The sequence below is a fragment of the Saccharothrix sp. HUAS TT1 genome, from assembly GCF_040744945.1.
Taxonomy (GTDB): domain Bacteria; phylum Actinomycetota; class Actinomycetes; order Mycobacteriales; family Pseudonocardiaceae; genus Actinosynnema.
On record NZ_CP160453.1, the window covers coordinates 141947 to 158555 of the forward strand.

At 69.3% G+C, this 16609-nt stretch carries 18 protein-coding genes and 1 tRNA gene; 11 read left to right on the forward strand and 8 right to left on the reverse strand.

What is annotated here, in order from left to right; genetic code table 11:
- Positions 1 to 163 precede the first annotated feature (163 nt).
- The 3 genes from AB0F89_RS00660 to AB0F89_RS00670 are packed head-to-tail and all read left to right on the forward strand — an operon-like array spanning position 164 to position 2559.
- Positions 164 to 799 carry a TetR/AcrR family transcriptional regulator gene (locus tag AB0F89_RS00660; protein WP_367131491.1) on the forward strand — a complete coding sequence of 212 codons (636 nt, stop codon included), beginning with the start codon at positions 164 to 166 and terminating at the stop codon, positions 797 to 799.
- A 10-nt stretch (positions 800 to 809) separates the two neighbouring features.
- The gene (locus AB0F89_RS00665; RefSeq protein WP_367131493.1) at positions 810 to 1739 is read left to right on the forward strand and encodes an ATP-binding cassette domain-containing protein; all 930 of its coding nucleotides are present in this window, start codon (positions 810 to 812) and stop codon (positions 1737 to 1739) included.
- Between the two features lie 13 nt (positions 1740 to 1752).
- Positions 1753 to 2559: an ABC transporter permease gene (locus AB0F89_RS00670; protein WP_367131495.1), complete on the forward strand. Its 807-nt coding sequence runs from the start codon at positions 1753 to 1755 to the stop codon at positions 2557 to 2559.
- On the opposite strand, the gene AB0F89_RS00675 is transcribed toward AB0F89_RS00670, so the two are convergent.
- The gene (locus AB0F89_RS00675) at positions 2556 to 4508 is read right to left on the reverse strand and encodes a cytochrome c oxidase assembly protein (protein WP_367131497.1); all 1953 of its coding nucleotides are present in this window, start codon (positions 4506 to 4508) and stop codon (positions 2556 to 2558) included. The two genes, AB0F89_RS00670 and AB0F89_RS00675, sit on opposite strands and share 4 nt — an antisense overlap.
- Before the next feature lie 79 nt (positions 4509 to 4587).
- Between AB0F89_RS00675 and AB0F89_RS00680 the strand changes: the two genes are divergently transcribed.
- Complete coding sequence (locus AB0F89_RS00680; protein ID WP_367131499.1) at positions 4588 to 5163, forward strand: DUF3558 family protein; 576 nt, start codon at positions 4588 to 4590, stop codon at positions 5161 to 5163.
- Here the strand turns inward: AB0F89_RS00680 and AB0F89_RS00685 are convergent.
- Positions 5129 to 6316, reverse strand: coding sequence for an MFS transporter (locus AB0F89_RS00685; RefSeq protein ID WP_367131501.1), 1188 nt, complete (start codon positions 6314 to 6316; stop codon positions 5129 to 5131). The genes AB0F89_RS00680 and AB0F89_RS00685 overlap by 35 nt on opposite strands.
- Before the next feature lie 62 nt (positions 6317 to 6378).
- Here AB0F89_RS00685 and AB0F89_RS00690 point away from each other — a divergent pair, with 62 nt between their 5' ends.
- The 3 genes from AB0F89_RS00690 (at position 6379) to AB0F89_RS00700 (ending at position 9327) form a co-directional block, all read left to right on the forward strand.
- On the forward strand, positions 6379 to 7434 hold the full coding sequence (locus AB0F89_RS00690) for a LacI family DNA-binding transcriptional regulator (protein WP_367131503.1): 1056 nt from the start codon (positions 6379 to 6381) through the stop codon (positions 7432 to 7434).
- A gap of 126 nt (positions 7435 to 7560) precedes the next feature.
- A tRNA-Arg gene (locus tag AB0F89_RS00695) sits at positions 7561 to 7633 on the forward strand.
- Between the two features lie 113 nt (positions 7634 to 7746).
- The gene (locus AB0F89_RS00700; protein ID WP_367131505.1) at positions 7747 to 9327 is read left to right on the forward strand and encodes a tyrosine-type recombinase/integrase; all 1581 of its coding nucleotides are present in this window, start codon (positions 7747 to 7749) and stop codon (positions 9325 to 9327) included.
- Between the two features lie 3 nt (positions 9328 to 9330).
- Here the strand turns inward: AB0F89_RS00700 and AB0F89_RS00705 are convergent, their stop codons facing one another.
- Complete coding sequence (locus tag AB0F89_RS00705) at positions 9331 to 10485, reverse strand: hypothetical protein (RefSeq protein WP_367131507.1); 1155 nt, start codon at positions 10483 to 10485, stop codon at positions 9331 to 9333.
- Between the two features lie 131 nt (positions 10486 to 10616).
- Between AB0F89_RS00705 and AB0F89_RS00710 the strand changes: the two genes are divergently transcribed.
- Genes AB0F89_RS00710 through AB0F89_RS00720 form a run of 3 tightly spaced genes read left to right on the forward strand, consistent with a single transcriptional unit; the run spans position 10617 to position 11998 of the window.
- Positions 10617 to 10838 (forward strand): hypothetical protein, encoded by a 222-nt coding sequence (locus tag AB0F89_RS00710; RefSeq protein ID WP_367131509.1) that lies wholly within the window; start codon positions 10617 to 10619, stop codon positions 10836 to 10838.
- Positions 10816 to 11160 carry a hypothetical protein gene (locus AB0F89_RS00715; protein WP_367131511.1) on the forward strand — a complete coding sequence of 115 codons (345 nt, stop codon included), beginning with the start codon at positions 10816 to 10818 and terminating at the stop codon, positions 11158 to 11160. The genes AB0F89_RS00710 and AB0F89_RS00715 overlap by 23 nt, the downstream gene beginning before the upstream one ends.
- Entirely contained in the window at positions 11144 to 11998 is an 855-nt protein-coding gene (locus tag AB0F89_RS00720; RefSeq protein ID WP_367138630.1) for a helix-turn-helix domain-containing protein, read from the forward strand. The genes AB0F89_RS00715 and AB0F89_RS00720 overlap by 17 nt, the downstream gene beginning before the upstream one ends.
- A 176-nt stretch (positions 11999 to 12174) precedes the next feature.
- Here the strand turns inward: AB0F89_RS00720 and AB0F89_RS00725 are convergent, their stop codons facing one another.
- Genes AB0F89_RS00725 through AB0F89_RS00745 form a run of 5 tightly spaced genes read right to left on the reverse strand, consistent with a single transcriptional unit; the run spans position 12175 to position 16013 of the window.
- Positions 12175 to 14259: a cell division protein FtsK gene (locus AB0F89_RS00725; RefSeq protein WP_367138632.1), complete on the reverse strand. Its 2085-nt coding sequence runs from the start codon at positions 14257 to 14259 to the stop codon at positions 12175 to 12177.
- 47 nt (positions 14260 to 14306) lie between these two features.
- Entirely contained in the window at positions 14307 to 15098 is a 792-nt protein-coding gene (locus tag AB0F89_RS00730) for a hypothetical protein (RefSeq protein ID WP_367138634.1), read from the reverse strand.
- 14 nt (positions 15099 to 15112) lie between these two features.
- Positions 15113 to 15442, reverse strand: a complete 330-nt coding sequence (locus tag AB0F89_RS00735) for a hypothetical protein (RefSeq protein WP_367131512.1) — start codon at positions 15440 to 15442, stop codon at positions 15113 to 15115.
- The gene (locus tag AB0F89_RS00740) at positions 15439 to 15780 is read right to left on the reverse strand and encodes a WhiB family transcriptional regulator (protein WP_367131514.1); all 342 of its coding nucleotides are present in this window, start codon (positions 15778 to 15780) and stop codon (positions 15439 to 15441) included. Before AB0F89_RS00740 ends, AB0F89_RS00735 begins: the two co-directional genes overlap by 4 nt.
- A complete protein-coding gene (locus AB0F89_RS00745; protein WP_367131516.1) occupies positions 15777 to 16013 on the reverse strand; it encodes a helix-turn-helix domain-containing protein in 237 nt (78 codons plus the stop codon). Before AB0F89_RS00745 ends, AB0F89_RS00740 begins: the two co-directional genes overlap by 4 nt.
- Positions 16014 to 16212: 199 nt before the next feature.
- Here AB0F89_RS00745 and AB0F89_RS00750 point away from each other — a divergent pair, with 199 nt between their 5' ends.
- Positions 16213 to 16587: a hypothetical protein gene (locus AB0F89_RS00750; protein WP_367131518.1), complete on the forward strand. Its 375-nt coding sequence runs from the start codon at positions 16213 to 16215 to the stop codon at positions 16585 to 16587.
- Positions 16588 to 16609: the final 22 nt, after the last annotated feature.

A 16609-nucleotide genomic window follows, 5' to 3' on the forward strand; every position in this document is an offset into this window, starting at 1 on the left:
CTTGTCGACCTCTTGCCGATCGCTTGGGACCAGGTTGCCGGGGGTCGGCGGCGGTGGACAGGGGCGGTTCGGGATCTGTGGACAACTGCTTGAAGCATGCATAACTGTATGAGTGAGCGCTCACTCGTTGACATGAGTGAGGACTCACTCATACAGTGGGGACATGCCCGAAGACCTCACCCGACGACGTCGGCGCGCACCCGCGATGAGCCCCGAGGACCGCCGTGAGGCGATCGTCGCCGCCACCGTCCCGCTCCTCTTCACCCACGGCGCCGACGTGACGACCAGCCAGATCGCCAAGGCGGCGGGCATCGCGGAGGGCACCGTCTTCCGGGCGTTCAAGGACAAGCAGGAGCTCATCCGCACGTGCGTGCGCAGCGTGCTCACGGTCGACGCCGAACTGGAGCTGATCGAGGAGGCGAGGCGGGCCGCCACGCTCGCCGAACGCCTCTCCTGGGCCATCAGCGCCGTCTCCGGCTACCTGGACCGGATGTGGAAGTTGATGAGCGTGCTCCGCGACTCCGGCTACGACCCGCACGACGAGCACGGCGAACCGGGTGAACGGGGCGAGCAGGGCGGGCGCAAGGGGCCACCGGTCGAGATGCAGCGCCTCACCGAGCACGTCGCCTCCCTGTTCGGCCCGGACGACGACCTCCGCGTCGACCCGTCCCTGGCCGCACGGCTGCTGCTCGGGCTCGTGTTCACCAACCGCATGCAGGGCAACGGGTTCAGCGACTCCACCGCCGACGCCGACCAGCTCGTGGAGCTGTTCCTGCACGGCGTGCTGGAGCAGGACTGAGGGGGAACCGATGGCAGACCTGATGATCGAAGCGACCGACGTCGGCAAGGCGTTCGGCGGGCAGAAGGCGCTGGACGGGGTGAGCGTCGCCGTGCCCAGGGGCACCGTGCTCGGCCTGCTCGGCCACAACGGCGCGGGCAAGACGACGCTGGTCAACGTGCTGACCACGATGCTCCCGCCGGACTCCGGCCGGGCGGCGGTCGCCGGGTTCGACGTCGTCGCGCAGGCGCACCAGGTGCGCAGCCGGATCGGCCTGACCGGCCAGTTCGCCGCCGTCGACGAGCAGCTGTCCGGCCTGGACAACCTGGTCCTGATCGCCCGGCTGCTCGGCGCGTCCCCGCGCGAGGCCAGGGCCAGGGGCGCCGAGCTGCTGGACCTGTTCGGGCTGGCGGACGCGGCGAAGCGGCCGTCGCGCACCTACTCGGGCGGCATGCGCCGACGCCTGGACCTCGCCGCGAGCCTCGTCGGGCACCCCGAGGTGATCTTCCTGGACGAGCCGACCACGGGCCTGGACCCGGCGAGCAGGCTCGGCCTGTGGGAGATCGTGGAGGGCCTGGTCACCGACGGCACCACGGTCCTGCTCACCACCCAGTACCTGGACGAGGCCGACCGCCTGGCCGACTCGATCACCGTGCTCGCGAAGGGCAGGGTCGTCGCGGCGGGCACCAGCGCCGAGCTGAAGGCCCAGGTCGGCCTGCGCACGGTCACCGTCACTCTGGCCGACGCCTCGGACCTGCCGAAGGCCGCCGAAGCCCTGGAGCGGGCCGGGATGCAGCCCGTGGCCGCGCAGAACGCGCTGACCGCGCCCGTCACGTCGTCCCGCGAGATCGCCACCGTCGTCCGCGCCCTGGACGAGGTCGGCCTGGAGGCCACCGAGCTGGCCCTCGGCGAACCGACCCTGGACGACGTCTACCTCACCCTCGCGCAGCACGCGGCCTGAACAGGAGCCACCGATGACCGCCACCCTCACCGCCGCACCGCGCTGGCGCGGCACCGACTTCGGCACCCAGGTGCTGGTGCTGACCCAGCGGTCGCTGCGCGCCCTGGTCAACGACCCGCGCATGATCGTGTTCAGCGTCCTCCAGCCGCTGATCATGCTCACGCTGTTCAGCCAGATCTTCGCCAGCGTCGCGAACACCCCCGGTTTCCCGCAGGGCGTGGACTACATCGACTTCCTGATGCCCGCGATCCTGGTCAACACGGCCATGCAGTCCGCGCTCCAAGCGGGCGTGGGCTTGGTCACCGACATGAAGAACGGCGTGCTGGCCCGGTTCCGCTCGCTGCCAGTGCAGCCGGGTTCGGTGCTGGTCGCGCGCAGCCTGTCCGACCTGGTCCGCACCGCCGCCCAGCTGCTGCTGATGCTGGTGTTCGCGGTCGTCGTGTTCGGCTTCTCCCCCGCGGGCGGCCTCGGGGGCATCGCGGCGGCGCTCGCGCTGGCGCTGGCCGTCGGGTGGGGGCTGAGCTGGATCTTCCTGGCCATCGCCGCCTGGCTGCGCAACGCCGAGCTGATGCAGACCGTCGGCTTCCTGGCGATGTTCCCGCTGATGTTCGCGTCCAGCGCGTACGTGCCGATCAACGGCCTGCCCGGCTGGCTCCAGGCGGTCGCCAACGTCAACCCGCTGACGTTCGCGGTCGACGCGGCGCGCTCCCTGGCGCTCGCCCAGCCCGTCACCGGCGTGGTCGGCGCCCTGGTCACAAGTGCCGCGCTGGCCGCCGCCGGGTGGGCGGTGGCCGTCCGCGGGTTCAAGCGCCCGCTCTAGTCCTTGCCCGACATCTTGCGCAGCATCGCGTTGTACGCGGCGAGGTCCGCGTCACCGTCCGCGTCCGCCCGCCGGTCCGCCCGGCGGGCGTCGCGGCTGTCCGACCTGGCCCACTGCACCAGCAGCGCCACCATCACCACGATCAGCGGCACCTCGCCCGCCGCCCACGCGATGCCGCCGCCGAGCCGCTGGTCCTCCAGCTGCGACGTCACCCACGGCAGCCCGAGCGAGCGGTAGAAGTTGTCGCCGATCACGGTCTGCGAGCTCATCAGCACGATGCCGAAGAACGCGTGGAACGGGATCGAGGCGAACAGCAGGCCCAGCCGGCCCAGCGGCGGCAACCGGTTCGGCGCCGGGTCGATGCCGATCACCGGCCAGTAGAAGACGTAGCCGACCAGGATGAAGTGGGCGTTCATCAGCAGGTGCGCCCAGTGGTAGTCCAGCGCGCTGTCGAACAGCCCGGAGAAGTACAGGCCGTAGAACGAGCCCACGAACAGCGCCAGCGCCACGAACGGGTTGGTCAGCACCTTCGCCACCGGCGAGTGCACGAACGCCAGCAGCCACTCCCGCGGCCCCGGCGGGTTGCCCTTGCCCGCCACCGGCAGCGCGCGCATCGCCAACGTCACCGGACCGCCCAGCACCAGCAGGATCGGCGCCAGCATGGACAGCAGCATGTGCGCTTCCATGTGGATGCTGAACATCGCGGGCGCATACCGGCCGATCCCCGACGACGTGGCGACCACCACGGTCAGGCAGCCCGCGACCCACGCGATCGTGCGACCGACCGGCCACGCGTCGCCGCGCTTGCGCAGCCGCCGCACGCCCAGCAGGTACAGCACCCCGAGCGCGATGAAGATCGAGCCGAAGACCAGGTCGAACCGCCAGTCGAACAGCAGCCGCGACAACGTCGGCGCGCCGAACAGGTCGTAGCCGATGCGCAGCTCCACCGTGCTCGGCAGCACCCGCCCCTCCACCGGCGGCGGCGTGCGGCTCAACGCGGAGGCCAGGCCGAGCGTGAGGAACATCAGCAGCACCTCGACGCCCGCCAGCCTCACCAGCGCACGGCCGGAGCCGGTCGCCACGACCTCCTTGACGCTGCGCTCGCGCTGGAAGTAGCCGATGACGCCGAGCACGACCAGCGCGAGCGTCTTGGCCAGCACCAGCAGGCCGTAGTCGCTGCCGAACAGCTGGTCCAGCGGCAGCCGCACCCAGGCGTTGACCACGCCGGAGACCGCCATCACGACCCAGCACACCAGCGCGAGCTTCGAGAACCGCGTCGTGGCCAGCCCCAGGTGGTCCCCGCCGCGCCTGCCGTGCGCCAGCAGCGCGATCAGGCCGCCGACCCACAGCGCCGCGCCGACCAGGTGGAACAGCAGGCTGTTGGTGGCCACGTCGTGCGAACCGCCGCCCGACGAGTGCCCCGTCACGGCCACCGGCATCAGGGCGAACACGGACAGGAAGAACAGCGGCACCGTCCAGCCCCAGGACAGCACCAGCCGGCAGCCCAGCGCCAGCAGCGCCACCAGCACGGCCGTGATCATCCACGCCTTCGCCTGCTCCACCAGCCCGGCGACCTGGAACAGCACCGACGGGTCCAGCAGCGCCGTCACCGGCTGGCCCAGCGCGTCCGCCACCGTGAACGGCACCGACAGCACCGCGCCCAACGTCCACACCAGGGCGGCCCAGCCCGCGGTGCGCACGGCGGCGTAACCGTCCGCGGCCAGCGTCCCGCTGTCCTGCGGCGGCACGAGGAACGCGGCCATCAGCAGCGAGCCGACCACCACCACGGCGGCGGCCTCGGTCAGCACCCGCACGGCGATCAACCCGGAGGCGTCACCACCGGTCAGGACGATCAGCCCGACCGCGACCAGCGCGGCTATCGTCGTGCCGACGACCAGGAGCGGCACGAGTCCGGTGCGCGGGGTGCGGGCAGGCGCTTCAGTGGACACGTCACGAGCGTAGGCGGCACCACCGCACTGCCACCAACCGCCGGACGTGCGCAGATCACACCCACTACCGTTGCTGGACGTGACCAGCTCTCGCACCGCGCTGTGGATGGCGTCCGCGTTGCTCCTCTTGGCGGGGTGCAGCTACTCCGTCAACGGCGACGCGCTGCCGCAGGCCGGGGTCACGCCGCCGACGACGACGCCCGGCGCCGCCGCCGGTGGCGCGCCGAAGATCGCCAAGCAGCGCACGGTCGTCGGCGTCGAGCCGTGCTCGCTGCTCACCGCCGACGACCTCAAGCCCATCGGGCCGTACAAGAAGGACCCCGTGCGGCAGGACGACGTGATCCAGGAGTCGTGCCAGTACGTGCTGGACGACGGCTCGCGGACCGGTCGCACCGTCGTCGCCGCGCTCTACCAGCAGTACGAGCAGGTGGCGAAGCGGCAGGCCAAGGGCCGCGAGGTGGTCGTGGACGGGCACTCGACGTGGGTGCTGTGCGACCTGAGCGGCAGCGAGATGGCGTGCACCGCGACCCTGGCGGTGAACGCCAACCGCAGCGTCCTGGTGGCGATGGCCCAGCCGGGCGGCGTGCCCGAGCAGATGCTCGCCGCCATGCAGCCGCTGCTCAAGGCCGCGTTGAACCGACTTCCCGCCGCGTGACCTCGCGGGCGCGGGACCGGCGCGTCAGCAGCACCAGCGGCACCATCAGCGCGATCACGCAGGCCACGAAGCCGAGCGAGACCGACAGGTTGGCCACGTGCGCCAAGCCGCCGACGAGCGGCGGGCCGAGCAGGAAACCGGTGTAGGCGACCGTCGTCACCAGGCCGATCTCGCGCTCACCGCCGGTGCCGTCGGCGCGCTTGCCCGCGTCACCGGCCAGGTCCATGATCACCGGGAACGCGAAGGCCAGGCCGAGGCCGACCAGGGCGAACCCGGCGTAGCCGACGGCGGCCAGCGGCACCAGCACGGCCAGCGCCAGCCCCGTCGCGGCGACCACCGCGCCCGCCGCGAGCAGCCGGTACGGGCCGACGCGGCGTTGCGCGGGCTCGCCGAGCAGGCGTGCGACGGCCATCGCGATGGAGAACCCGGCGTACGCCGCCGCCGCAGCGGCCTCGCTCACACCCCGCTCGTTGACGAAGAACAGCGCCGACCAGTCCGACGCCGCGCCCTCGGCGATGGCCGAGCACAGCGTGACCGTCGCCAGCAGCCACAGCAGCGGCCGCTTGAGGACCGGGCGGTCGTCCTTCGGCGCGCCCGAGGTCTCGCCGGTGGCGCCCGGCACGGCCCTGATCACCCACGCGATCACCACCGCGCCGATCACCGCGACCGTGATCAGGTGCCTGGTCAGGCTCCAGCCGGCGGCCGCCGCACCCGCCGCGCCCAGCGAGCCGACCAGGCCGCCGACGCTGAAGCCCGCGTGGAACTGCGGCATCAGCGGCCGGTCCAGGCTGCGCGTGACGGCCACCGCGGCGACGTTCATGCCGACGTCCAGCGAAGCGCCGCACGCGCCCAGCACGAACAGCACCAGGCCGAGCTGGAAGGGCGTGTCGGCGAGCGTGAGGGCGGGCACGCCCACGACGGTGATCGACGCGCCGAGCACGACCAGCTTGCGGGCGCCGAACCGCGCGCACACCCTGGCCGCGAACGGCGCCGTGACCGCGAGGCCGACGCTCGCGCCGAACAGGGCCAGGCCGAGGGTGGCCTCGGTCGCACCGACCTGGGCCGCCACGGCGGGCATCCGGGCGGCCCAGGACAGGAACAGCGCCCCGTTGAACAGGAAGACCGCGAAGACGGCCAGGCGTGGCGTGGGCATGTCCCGAGTGTGAACTAGAGCGCTTCAGAACGTCCAACGGATTACCTGGTTACGCTCATCACGTGGACCGCCCTCGCAAGCCGACGCTCGACACGGTGGCCAGCGCGGTCGGCGTGTCGCGCGCCACGGTGTCCAACGCCTACAACCGACCGGACCAGCTCTCCGCCGCGTTGCGCGAGCGCATCCTGGAGACGGCGGCGTCCATCGGCTACGGCGGACCGGACCCGGTCGCGCGCAGCCTCGCGACCAGGCACAGCGCGGCCGTCGGGTTCATGCTCGGGCAGGGGCTGTCGGCGTCGTTCGCCGACGCGGCGCTGTCGATCGTGCTGGACGGGCTCGCGTCGACCGTGGACGGGCACGACCACTGCCTGGTGCTGATGCCGGGGCGGGACAAGGGCGGGCCGCGGCCGGAGACCGTGGCGCGGGCGCAGGCGGACGTCGTGGTGGCCTACTCGCTGCCGGACGACGCGCCCGCGCTGGCGGCCGTGCGGGCGCGCGGGCTGCCGCTGGTGGTGATCGACCAGCCCGTGCTGCCGGACAGCGCGCGGGTCGAGGTGGACGACTTCGGCGGGGCCCGGCTGGCGGCGGCGTCGCTGTGGGCGTCGGGGCACCGGCGGTTCGGCGTGGTGACGTTCGCGCTGCACCCGGACGGGCACAACGGACCGGTGACACCCGCACGGCTGACGTCCACCTCGTTCCGGGTGACGCGGGACCGGCTGCACGGGTACCTGGACGTGACGGGCGCGGACACGCCGGCGTGGGAGTGCTCGGGGAGCAGCCGGGAACTGGGCCGGGCGGGCGCCCGGGCGCTGCTGTCCGCGTCACCCCGGCCGACGGCGCTGCTGTGCGCTTCGGACGAGCTGGCGTTCGGCGCCCTGCAGGCCGTTCGCGACCTGGGGCTGCGCGTGCCGGACGACGTGTCGGTGATCGGCTTCGACGACGTGCCCGCCGCCGAACACTCAGACCCACCTCTGACTACCGTGCGTCAACCCCTGGTCGAGAAGGGCCGCCAAGCGGGCGAACTGGCCCTCCGCCTCCTCGACGGCGGCAGACCGGGCGAGCCGACCAGACTGTCGGTTTCCCTCGTCCAGCGCGACTCGACGGCCCCTAGAAAGTGATCCACATCACTTTCTACCCATCTTGATCACCCTTCCGGTGCCTGGACGGAAACGCGACGAGTCTTCCGGACGATGTGTCCGGTGGGGCGGCTACGCTGCTACAGCGCGTGGTCAACAGCCCCTCCAGCCTCCGTAGCTCAGTGGAGAGAGCGAGGGACTTCTAATCCCGAGGTCGCAGGTTCGAATCCTGCCGGGGGCGCTGGAACGGTGAACCCCTGACCTGCACAGACAGGTCAGGGGTCACCAACGGTGACGGGTGCAGGCTCGATCATGGAGCCTCACGTGGAGTCTGGGCGGTCCTAGACTGGCTCTATGAGCCCTCGTAAGACCCCCACGAAGGCTGCCCAGCGGGGCGAGATCCTGGTCCTGCCCAGCGGCTCGCTCAAGGTCCGCGTCTACGCGGGCAAGGACCCCCTGACCGGCAAGAAGAACTTCCTGACGGAGACGATCTCCCACAAGACCCCGGACTACCGGAAGGTCGCGGAGCGGACTCGGACCAAGCTGCTCAACCAGGTGGACGAACGTCGTGCCCCGCGCACGACCGCCACAGTCAACATGTTGATGGACAGGTATGAGCAGCACCTGGACGTAGACCGGAGCACGGAGATCGGCTACCGCCGGAACATCCGGCTCCACATCCGGCCACTGCTCGGAACCTTGCAGCTCGGCAAGGACCTGCACGGCGAGACTTGGGACTCCTTCAACGCCACGCTGAAGCAGTGCTCGAAGCACTGCGGAGGCAAGGGGAAGTTCATCGAGCACCGCAAGGCCGGCGAACACGAGTGCACGGACAAGTGCAGGGTGCACAAGTGTGAAGGATTGTCCGACTCGACGATTCGCAAGGTCTACTCGTGCTTGAGCGGAGCCATGAAGCTCGCGCTTCGGTGGGGTTGGATCACGGTCAACCCCTTGGATGTGGCGACGCAGCCGAAAGCACCCAAGTCGAAGCCCCATCCCCCGTCAGCCGAAGAGGCTGCTGTCATCGTCAACGAGGCTTTCCGGGACTTCACTTGGGGAATGCTCGTGTGGTTGACGATGGTGACTGGTTTCCGCCGTGGCGAGCTGTGCGGGGTCCGGATCGCCGACGTCGATTTCGCCCAGCGGGTCCTGACCGTCGAAGTCGCCGTGGGGCAAGAGGGCGGCCAGACGTGGGAGACCGATCCGAAGGACCACCAGAAGCGGAGAATCGCACTGGACGAGACGACTTGGAGTCTGCTCCTGGTCTACTTCGAGCACATCAAGAGCACTGCTGCTGAAGCAGGCGTGGCACTGGCGCCCAAGGGCAGGTTGTTCTCACGGGCCATTGACCACAGCACTCCACTCAAGCCGGACTCCGTCTCCCAGCGCTACTCGCGCATGTGCGCGCGCCTTGACGTGAAGACGAACCTGCACGCCCTGCGCCACTACAGCGCGACTGAACTGATCGCGGCAGGCGTGGACCCCCGGACCGTCGCAGGCCGCCTGGGTCACGGTGGGGGCGGTTCAACGACGCTCAAGGTGTACTCGGCATGGCGGTCGGAAGCCGACCAGCGCGCGGCGTCCACGCTCACCGGCCGGATGCCGACGCCACCCATCAAGCTGGATCAAACCGGAAAGGTGGTTTCGACACTTGAGCCGAAGATCACCGGGCCGTATCGGCAGATCGCTGCCGACCTTCGCGGAGCCATTGCATGTGGCGCGCTCCGTCCGGGTGATTCACTGCCGACGGTGCACGAACTCACCGCGCGGTACGGCGTGTCAGCGGGTACGGCAAACCGCGCGGTCGCTGAACTCAAGGAACAGGGATTGGTGCACGCGAGTCGCGGTAAGCGGGCGGTGGTGCTCGACCCATCCGCTACCGGCACGCATTCGGCCGAGATTGTCGAACTGCGGGCTAACCAGAAAGGTCGCTAGCCGTCAACTGATCAGCGCTTCGAGTCGCTGCCGTTGGCGAACTGATCCGACTTGTGCAGCGAGAAGCCGTGCGCGCTCGGCGTGCGCGGAAACCTCGTGCCGTTCACCGTGTACCGACAACACTTGTACGAGGTCTACCCGGAGAGCCGTTTCCGCCCGTGCGAAGTCGGGGTGCAGACGGTCGAGAACGCCTGACAGCACCTCCACCGCCGCAGGTTCGCCGAGCCTTGCCAACGCACTTCCGCGCCACCTCGCAAGATGCGTTTCATCGAACACCAGGTAAGGCGCTTCGGTACCCCCTGGCCGATCGGACATGATCCACGCGGCGTGGTCGAACGCGCGAAGACCGTTGTCCCGGTCGCCGGCTGCGGCCAGCGCTTCACCATGACCGGCCAACAGCCACGATGTGAGCAGTCCTGGCGCGCGGTGTTCCGCAACAGCGCACGCGTAGCGGGTCAGCTCGACGGCGGTATCCGGTTCGCCGATGTCGAGCAGGACGACCGCTTGGCCGGCGCAGGCGTAAGCCTCCAGAGCACTCGACTCGGCGACGCGTGCCGCGCTCCTGGCTTTGTCGTAGTGCTCCCAGGATTCGCGAAGCAAGCCCTGGTCGAGCGACTGCCATCCGGCGAGGGTGCATGCGTCGACCAGCACCCGCGCTAGTGCGGCTCTCGACCGTTGATCAAGGACGTTGCCGAGCAGTCCCCACATCTGGTCGATTTGGGCGCGCAGCTCGCCGAGCAGCGCCGACGCTCCCAGCCGTCGATCAATCACCCGCGTCAGGTCCAGCTTCTGCTGGAACAGCGAGACGGTCCCCTGGTCGACTGCCCGCCCGGACGTAATTCGTGCTCGCAGCTCCAGTGCCTCACCGGTCCACGACTGCGTCTCGGACGGTGTGGGCGCTGATGGCTTGAGCAGCCGGTCGATCGGCACTCCGAGCATTTCCTCAAGCAGCCGCTTGGTGCCTGCTCGTACCGGCCCCAGCGGTCGGCCGTCAGCGCGTTGGCCGGTTGCCAAGCGGTGGACGTGGCGAGTGCTCAGCGTGGCGTCAATGCCGTGTTCGTACGCGAACCGGTTGGCCCGTTCGGCGAACTCCTCGGCGGTCAGGCCGCGCTCGTGGAGCAGTTCGCTCAGCAGCGTGCGGCGGTGCTCTGACCCCATCGGATGATCTCCATATCACCAATGTCAGCGCTGACCAGCATACAACCTGATAGGTCCAGCCAGGTCGCTGGCAGGTCATTTACCTCTGTCGGACCACCGGGGAGGCTGACATCAGCGAATCGTCTGAGGTGGTGATGATCGTGGTGTGGAGTGAGTTGGCGAGTGATTTCACCGGGATCGCCTTGTTCCTGAGTTGGCTCGTGATCCCCCTGCTCTACGTCGTCGCCTTCGGCAGGCGGTACGTCCGGCAATGCCAGGAGAGCGCTCAAGCGGCGGTGTGGGCGCGTGACGAGGTGCGCCAGATCCGCGCGGATGAGAGGGAGGAAGATCATGACGTTGACACTGGTGAGTGAGGATGACGGGGACGAGGGTGACTCCCTCTTCGATGACCCGGAGTTCGTCGCCGAGATCCAAGGGTTGGTCGACTACCAGGCACCGCGCCTGTTCGCCGTGGTGAAGGAGACCCGCAACCCTGAAGACGCGCAGATCGCCGCGTGGGGGATGACCACTGCGAAGGGCGTCGAGGTCGTCCCGGTGCACGGTGGAGTGCAGATGAGCCTGCAATCTGCGGAGGCCGCCTTGATCTTCTTCAGGGAGGGTGGACGTGCGGTCCCGCACCTGGTGTGGGTCGGAGGGAACGACGCGAAGAGTGCCGGTCATGACGGAACCACCTGACCGCGCCTCGACCGCGTACCGGCGGGAGTTCGGTGAGGTGCTGCGCCGGTTGCGCAAGGCCCGTGGTCTGGGCATCGGTGAGGTCGCCGGTGGGGTGGGGTGGTCGTCGGCCAAGTTGAGCAAGCTGGAATCGGGCTTGCGTGGAACTGACGAGTGGGAGGTGGGCGTCCTTCTCGGCGCGGTCGGCGCTGACCGGGGGACGCGTGACTACGTCCGTGGGCTGATGTCGCCGGATCGTCGGGCGTTCGTGCGGAGCGTCGAGGGCACGATCGACACGTTGACGGGTGTGAGGTCGCAGGAGCGGTTGGCGTTGTCGATGCGGTGTTTCGAGCCGTTCGTGGTGCCGGCGCTGTTGCAGACCGAGGACTACATGCGCGCCGTGTTCCACGCTGAGGTCGGATTCGGCGAGTCGCACACCAGAGCCGTTTGGGCACGGCTGAACCGTCAGGATGCGTGGCGGTACAAGGAGACCGCCAGTGCGTTCTACGTTGCGGAGAACGCACTGGCGACCGTGGTCGGCGGTCCGGTGGTGATGCACGCGCAGATGTTGTGGCTGCACGGCGTGTCGCAGCACGCGGACGCGGTGGTGCGGATCGTGCCTTCCTCCGCAGGGCTACCCGTGTTCACGAGTCGGGCGGTGGAGATGCACTTCTCCGGTGCGGCGGACCCGGTGGTGTACCTGGAGCTGGACGGGATCACGACGTTCGTTGACGACCCGCCGGTGGTCAGGGCGTACCAGCAGCGGTTCGCGGTGTTGGGAGAGGTCTCGCTCGATCCCGACGCGTCTCGGGAGTTGATCGCGCGGCAGGCCGACCACTGGAGGGAACGGATCGAGTAGGACGTGTGACGGCTGTGTGGCCGCACCTGGTCCGGGTGCGGCCACACAGCCGTTTCGGCACGTCGGGACGGGTCAGGCGTCACGCGCCGCACCCGTCACAGCTACTCGTTTGTGCTGGTCAAGCCTTCGGTTGCGTCCCTCCCGGTGGTGTGACGGCACGCGACCGGTGTGACGGGTCATCGGTCATCTTCGACCACCTCTGCGTCGAGCACTCCGGCGTCACGGAACCGAACCGCTGCCGTCCTGATGTCGGCCGTGAGGTAACCGCGCACCTGGCGGGTGCCCTCGTCAGTGGTGACGCGGTCACGTGTCGGCCTGCACCCCACCTCCGCCATCTGGAGTCCGAACGACTTCGGGTCGATCTCCAGTGCGGTCACCAGCTCCGCCGTGGGCACGAAGTCACGTCCGTCCGATCGGAGATCGTCTCTCAGGTACTCCACAACGGACGCCAGCGGTTCAGGCAGCTCCACTCCCTCCGTTCGTTGGACCACGGTTCGGCCGCCGATGGCACGTGCGACCGCAGCGTGGTCGAGCATCGGCCGGTTGTCCTGCCCGGCCGCGTGACCGCTCAACGTGCCCTCTGCTTCCCGGAGTGTTCGGCCACGGGCGCAGATGGTCCGCCAGTCCTCGTTGGGCATGTAGTAGGTGCGGACCGTGGTGGCGAGTACGTCGGCTCCCGCTGTGGTCTCCCCGTCCGGTCGGAGGATGCCGACGCCTTTGTGCGTGGCGAGTAGTCGGCTGCTGTCGTAGCCGCGTGTGTTCATCTGTTCGCCCAGGACGATGTTGCTGTCGCGCCAGTCCATGACCCGCAGCGCGAACCGTGAGCCGAGTACGGCGCGGAGGTTGCTGGGGATGGTCTTGCTGTCCGGGCGTTGGGTGGCCAGCACGATGACGATCCCGGCCGCCGGTCCCTTGCGGGCCAGCCACGTCAGCAGCTCGCCGACGTACTCACCCGCCGTGAGCTTCTTGTCCTGCACCTCTAGCGGCGTCCGGTCCTCCAGCGGGATCTGCACTTCGTCAACGAAGATCGCTGTTACCGGCATGTCCAGGCTCGGGTCACGGGACATGGCGGGGGTGATCTTCGATTCGGGGCACACCTCGTCGTCCAGCTCCTGCATCCGGCGGTAGCGGCCCTGTACCTCGGCCACCAGCTCCACGAGCCAGTCAACGAGGGCCAGCACGTGCGCGGACTCGTCACCGGCCATGAACCGGTGCGCGACTTGGGCCACCGCAGCCCAGTCCTTTCCGGCCTTGAAGTCGGCCACGTACAGGCGGGTGTGCGGGTCCAGGATCAAGCCCGCGGCTGCCAACCGTGCCGCGAAGGTCTTGCCTTGTCTCGGGATCGCGCCCACGAGCAACGACGTCCACACCAACGGCAGGTCCACCCGCCGCTGCCGCGCGTCACGACCGAACGGCACCGGACGCCACGCGTCCCACCGCTCAGCTCTCAGTAGAGGGGTCCGAAGCGGAGGTAACCCATAGGGGTCCTCGTCAGCTACCCACAGCGCTGCCCTGCCCGCGTGGCCACCGTTGCCGCGTACGCGCTCCACGATGAGCTGGACCTCGTCCACCGCCAGCGCTGACGCCAACGCCTCCCGGTTCTTGATCACGTCGGCTGCCTTGCGTGTGGCGGGCAGGTCCACGGTGACCGCCCATCCGTCACCCTGGCGCGTGGCGCGTTCGACCAGCCGTAGGGTCTCCTCCTTGCCGATGAGCTTGGCGTCCCGGAACGCGTCCACGAGAACCTGGGGGTCCATCGTCCACGTCAGCGTCCGTGGACCGGCCAGTACCGCTTTGCGACCAGGCGATCCATCCTTGCGGCGACCGAGCACCGCCAAGCCGACCGCGACCACTCCCCCACCGATCCAGAGCACCCGGTGCCCGTAGAGGAGATCGAGCACCGCGACCACCACACCAGCAGCCGTGAGAGTGGCGCCGGTGACCTTCCACCGGAACAACCCCAACGCCCGGATGTCGGTGAACTTGTCCGCCAGCTTCTCCGACTGCTCGGCAGCGGCCCGGTAGTCGGCGACCCGCACCCACGACCGCCACCACCGCACCGCGACCACCAGCCCACGGGCAACCGCTCCAACGAACCTGAACGGCGACCGCAGCACCGCCACCACGAGATCCTTGACGGCCTGCACCACCAGCCGCCGCGACTTCAGCACAGCGGGCACACGTCGCGAACGCTGCCACCAGTCAGCGAGTCCCTGCGTCCACGGCTTGCGGGACGGCTGGTCGTTCACGAAGGCGTTCACGAGTTCACGGCGCGACGACTGCACCGGAAGCGAGACCTTCTCGCCGTTCACGACTGCTCACCCCGGTCCAGTTCACGTGTCAGCGTGGCCGCCAGACGTGGCGACAGTCCGCGTGAGCACCCGGTGACCTCCCGGACCCACGAGGGCGTCACTGTGGTCCCTGGTGTCCACGCCGCCCGTGCTGCCGCCAGGTACTCGCCGAACGTGGTTCGGCTGCCCGCGCGCTTGCTCCTGGTGCTCGCACGCGGTCGCGGTTCATGAACAGTCGCGGGCGTGCGCCGGTCAGCTTCCGTGAACGCTGCCGATACGGCTTCGGTCAGCTTGTCGCGGAGGTCGGTGACCGCCTCCGCCGCGACGAACACCACCAGCGGCGGCACCGAGTGCAGTACGACCCCGGACAGCGACCCGGCCGCGTACGACGCCCAGGTGTTCATGACGTAGGTGGCAGCGAGCGTGAACCACTTCGCCCTCCGCACCCACGGCCCCGTCCGCACCCGATACCGCGCCGTCACCTGCTCCGCCCGCAGGATCGCCAACAGCACGAGCGACACCGTGGGATCGAGCAGCCACGCCGCCAACCACGGCAGCGACCACACCGGCGCGTCACCGGCCGCGAAGTGCTGGACGTTGGTCATGGTGAACCCGAGACCGAGCACGATCCCCGCCCAGCACAACCGGTCGACCTGCGCCCGTACCCGCTCGACCCGCAACGCCACTACGTCCGGCCGCGCCTGGTGCGCCCGCAGCTCCGCCGCTTCGACAGCCTCCCGTGCGAGCCTGGCCGCCGTGCTCTCGTCCGGCGCGGCGGGTGGCCGCCCGGAGGCGACCACCCTTCCCACGCCCTTCGGTGCGCTCACCGTCGATCACCCCTGCGTCGTGGGCCGTCCACCGCAGTCACCGTCAGTGCCTTCGTGAGCGTGTAGGCGGAGAACAACGCCGGTAGACCGAGCACCACCCAGAGCAGCGTGGAGTCACGGCCGTGGGTGATCACCAGCCACTGCACACTCACGATGACTCCGGCCGTCACGAGCACCCGACCCGTGAGTGAGAGCAACCGGGCACCGGCACGCGCGGTGTCAGCCGCAGCTTTCGCCTTACGTGAGCCGGCCCGCCACACCATCACCAGCGCCAGCAACACACCGACGCCAGCGAGTACCTGGGTAACCGTCAGGTTGATCGTCATGACGACCCACCCATCTGGCCACGCCGCGACAGCCACACCGGGTACAGGGCACGCCGGTCCTCGGTGGACAGGCCACCCCACAGACCGACCGTGCCGGCACCGGCCGTGCGCAACTCCAACTCCAGACACGCACGCCGCGCCGAGCACTCAGCACACAACCGGGCCGCCAACTCCCGTTCGGTCAACTCCTCCCCGTCCCACTCGGGAGACTCGTCAACCGGCACCAACCACAAGCACCGGCCGTCCCGCGTGACGATCTCCAACAGCACCTCGTCCGGTACCGCCGCGAACCGGTCGAGGTCCGCCGCGATCACCTCGAAGTAGTCCTCCGGGTTCACCACGAGGCACCCCCGGTCAGCCGGGCAGCCTCACGGGCCATTCGCCGTTCAGCCGCCATACCGACCACGTCGACCACTCCCCCGGAGTCGACGGCCCTCCGGGCCATCTCCTCAACCGCCCGCGCCGGCACCACGTACCGCGTGCGGACGCGGATGGCAGGGAAGGCGTCTTCCCGGATCGCCCGGTACAGCGTCGCCGGCGCGATGCGCATGAGGCGCGCTGCCTCGCGCACCGTGTAGAAGGTGGGCGAACCAGCGCCCCCGTCAGTTGTCGCACTCATTGGTCATGCCTCCGAAAGACTGATTTCACCGCCCGGAGCGCTGACATAAGCGTTGATTATCAATCAATAACCGCTGATGTAAGCGATAGATCCGGAATCGGTCTGAACGGCGCGCTAATGTCGGCGCTGAGGGCGGAGCACGGAGGCGTATGTGAAAGAGGATTGGTCGGCAGTCGCGGGGGCGGTCAACGCCCGTGCGACCGAGCTGGCGCTGAAGCAGCGGGAACTCGCGGAGAAGTCGGGCGTCTCCCTGGCGATCGTGCGAGAGATCCAACAGGGCCGAATCCAACGCCGGCGCAACCCGCGTACGCTCGAAGCGCTGTCGATCGCGCTCGACTGGCACCCACAGCACCTGACAGCGGTTCTCAACGGCCAGAACCCGCCCGCGGCAGACGCCACCGCGGCACCGGTCGACAACCCAGTGATTCCGCTGCTGAACACGATCATCCGCGAGATTCGCGGACTGCGCGCCCAACTCGGGACGCTCACCAACCGGCTTGACGACGAGGCGCGAAGAAAGGACTGATTCGCGGTAGTCGTTCGGCGGT

Bases quoted from the DNA above. Each gene is read 5' to 3' on its own strand.
- AB0F89_RS00660 (WP_367131491.1), top strand. From the start codon at position 164: ATGCCCGAAGACCTCACCCGACGACGTCGGCGCGCACCCGCGATGAGC.
- AB0F89_RS00665 (WP_367131493.1), top strand. From the start codon at position 810: ATGGCAGACCTGATGATCGAAGCGACCGACGTCGGCAAGGCGTTCGGC.
- AB0F89_RS00670 (WP_367131495.1), top strand. From the start codon at position 1,753: ATGACCGCCACCCTCACCGCCGCACCGCGCTGGCGCGGCACCGACTTC.
- AB0F89_RS00685 (WP_367131501.1), bottom strand. From the start codon at position 6,316: ATGCCCACGCCACGCCTGGCCGTCTTCGCGGTCTTCCTGTTCAACGGG.
- AB0F89_RS00700 (WP_367131505.1), top strand. From the start codon at position 7,747: ATGAGCCCTCGTAAGACCCCCACGAAGGCTGCCCAGCGGGGCGAGATC.
- AB0F89_RS00705 (WP_367131507.1), bottom strand. From the start codon at position 10,485: ATGGGGTCAGAGCACCGCCGCACGCTGCTGAGCGAACTGCTCCACGAG.
- AB0F89_RS00715 (WP_367131511.1), top strand. From the start codon at position 10,816: ATGACGTTGACACTGGTGAGTGAGGATGACGGGGACGAGGGTGACTCC.
- AB0F89_RS00720 (WP_367138630.1), top strand. From the start codon at position 11,144: ATGACGGAACCACCTGACCGCGCCTCGACCGCGTACCGGCGGGAGTTC.
- AB0F89_RS00735 (WP_367131512.1), bottom strand. From the start codon at position 15,442: ATGACGATCAACCTGACGGTTACCCAGGTACTCGCTGGCGTCGGTGTG.